This is a genomic window from Streptomyces glaucescens, from assembly GCF_002154375.1.
Taxonomy (GTDB): domain Bacteria; phylum Actinomycetota; class Actinomycetes; order Streptomycetales; family Streptomycetaceae; genus Streptomyces; species Streptomyces glaucescens.
In genome coordinates, this window is sequence record NZ_MUND01000049.1 from 8667 (window position 1) to 11589 (window position 2923).

General features: G+C 73.4%; 2 protein-coding genes. Both read right to left on the bottom strand.

What is annotated here, in order from left to right; all coding sequences use genetic code 11:
• Positions 1 to 15 precede the first annotated feature (15 nt).
• Entirely contained in the window at positions 16 to 849 is an 834-nt protein-coding gene (locus CCN42_RS03955; protein ID WP_245877134.1) for a chaplin family protein, read from the bottom strand.
• A gap of 362 nt (positions 850 to 1211) precedes the next feature.
• Positions 1212 to 2762: a vWA domain-containing protein gene (locus tag CCN42_RS03960; RefSeq protein WP_086733082.1), complete on the bottom strand. Its 1551-nt coding sequence runs from the start codon at positions 2760 to 2762 to the stop codon at positions 1212 to 1214.
• Between the last annotated feature and the right edge of the window lie 161 nt (positions 2763 to 2923).

Sequence of the window (2923 nt, forward strand, 5' to 3'; positions counted from 1 at the left end):
CTTTGCGGACACGACCTAGCGGTGGGAGGCGCCCCGGCCTCGCCGGTACAGCAGGACCCCGCCCGCGATCAGCACGGCACTGACACCCGAGGCGGCCAGGAGGGCCACCGCGCGGCTGCCGGTCTCGGGCAGGCTGGGCGGGTGCTCATGGCTGGGCGGCGAGGTGTGAGCCGGCGGAGGCGTGTGCGTGGGCGACGGGGTGTGGGCCGGCGGAGGCGTGTGCGTGGGCGGCACGGTGTGCGCGGGCGGCGGAGTCTCGCCGTACCCAGGGGGCGTCTCCCCGTACTCCGGGGGCGTGTCCCCGTATCCCGAGGGCGTGTCCCCGTACCCCGAGGGCGTCTCCTCCCCGTACCGCGACGGAGTCTTCCCGTACCCCGGCGTCTCCCCGTAGCCGCTGTCCGAGTCGTCCACCGGGACGTCGGCCGGGGAGGTCTGCTCGGTGTCCGAACCGACGCCGGACGAGCCCGCGGCCGAGTCGTCGGCCGAGGGGCCGAGCGAGGGGCCGGCGGCAAGGTGTCCGACGCTGCCGTGGCCGGACTCGTCATCGCCGCCGGCGTCGCCGTACGAGCCGTCGGACGATGTGCCGGGCCCGGCATCGCCGTACGGCCCGCCGTGTTCCGTGGGCTTGGCACCGCCGGCGGTGTCCGAGGCGGCGGCACAGGTGTCGGCGCCACAGGCGCTGTCCGGAACGGTCGCCGGGGCCTGGGCCTCCTTGCCCGCGACCACACCGGGCGAGCCCTTGCCGCCTCCGCCCGTCACCGAGTCGGCGAGGGCGGAGCTGCCGCACAAGGACAGGATGCCTGTCGCGGCGGCAACCGCGACCACTCCCTTGCTCAGGATCTGTCGCAATCTCGTTGTCTTCCTGCTTGGCGAGGTGGGAAACGCCGGCCTGGGGAGAGGAATGGGCCGACGAGACCGAGCGGGCACCATGACCGGCGGCCGCAGAACGAGGAATAGACATCCGAAGGGACCAAGGAACGCGATTCAAGGGGGGATTCACCCGAACGTACTCGCCGAATGACCGTCAGAACCTCGCGAGCGCACGGGAGTCCGAACGTCAGCCAGGATCTTTTCTCCCGACGCCGGCGCGGCTCCCAGGACGCCGCGCCGTCCCGCCCGCTTCAGCCCTGCGTACGCCCCGGGCGGCTCCCGCTGCCGACTGGTGCAGGCCCCTCCTGACAGCACGTCACATCAGCGACGGTGAGGAAAGGTCAATGGGTGCCGCGGACGTCGACCGCCCGTGCCGCGGCCTCCGCCAGCTGCCGTACCGCCCTGTCCCCGGTCTCGTACGCCAGTTCCGAGGCGCGTTCGGCCAGTTCGGACAGGGAGTGGGGGCCGCCCGGCAGGTGGCTGACGCCCTCGTGGCGCAGTGCGTCGGCGAAGTGGGCGGCGGTCGCGGTGACCTGGAAGCGCGGGGAGGCTTCGCGGACCGAGTCGGCGAGGCCGCCGGTCTCCAGCCGGCCGCTCTCCTCGTGCGGGGCGCGGGTGTCGGGGTCGAGCCAGCGCACGGTGGCCGTGGCGAGGTGGCCGTCGGCGCCCGGCACGGTGCGCACCGCGTAGAGGGCGGTGACCGTGTGGCCGGGACCGACCTCGCCGCCGTCGACGCGGTCGTCGCGGAAGTCGTCGTCGGCGACCTCTCGGTTCTCGTAGCCGACGAGGCGGAACTCCTCGACCGTGGCGGGGTCGAAGGCGATCTGCGCCTTGGCGTCGCGGGCGGTGAGGTCGATGTGGCGCGGGAGCTGCTCGCAGAAGACCTCGCGGGACTCCTCGGGGGTGGAGACGTAGGTGGTGTGGCCGTCGCCGCGGTCGGCGAGTCGTTCCATCAGCTCGTCGCCGTAGTCGCTGCCGACACCCACCCCGAACAGGGTGATGCCGTGCTCCCGGCGCTCGTCGGCGATCTTCTCCAGGATGGTGTCGGCGTCGGTGTCGCCGGTGTTGGCGAGGGCGTCGGAGACCAGGACGACCCGGTTGGTGGCGCCCTGGCGCAAGCCCTCGACGGCGGTGGCGTAACCGGTCTCGACGCCCGCGCCCAGGTTGGTCGAGGAGGCGCACTCGAGGCCGTCGATCGCGTCGTGGACCTTGCCGCGGTGGCCGCCGAGCCGGGTCATCGGCAGGACCGTCTCGGCGTCGTCGCTGAAGGTGACGATCGCCACGGAGTCGTCGTCGCGCAGCCGGTCGGTCATCACGCCGAGGGACTCCTTGGCGAGGTCGAGCCGGCCCGGCTCGTCCATGGAGCCGGAGACGTCGAGGACGAAGGTGAGGGCGGCGGGCGGGCGTTCCCGGTCGTCGCCGGCGGGCCTGGTGGCGAGGCCGACGCGGACCAGGGACCAGTCCCCGTCGCCCGTGCGGGCGCCGTCCACGGTGACCGAGAAGCCGTTGCCGTCGGGGCGTTCGTAGTCCTGGCGGAAGCTGTTGACGAACTCCTCCGGGCGGACCGTCGACGGGTCGGGCCATCCGCCGTCCGCGAGGGTGCGGCGGGCGTAGTCGTAGGAGGCGGTGTCGACGTCGAGGGCGAAGGTGGAGAGGTGGTCGGGTGCGGGGGCCACCTCGCGGGAGTCCTCCCCGGACTCGCCGTCCGTCCCGGCCTCACCCGACGCCCCAGGGGCGGCCGGGGCGGGCAGCGGAGCGCTGTCGCCGCCCTTGTCGTACGCGGTGCCGCCCGCCTTGCTGCCGTGGCTCTCCCCCGCGCTGCACGCGGTGAGCAGCAGGCCCGCACCCGCCGTGAGCGCGAGCACCGTTCGTCGTATCCGGTACCGCTCCATCGTCCGTGCCCCCTTCGCGTCCGCCGGTCTCTGCGACTGTGACGGTGAAGGAGGCCGGAACGTGCGCCACGGGGCGTTGCGGATGGGTCTCGATGGGGCCACGGAAGGACCCCGCCGAGACCGGTAGGTGATCCTCCGTTGACCTAGGCCGTGTCCGCAAA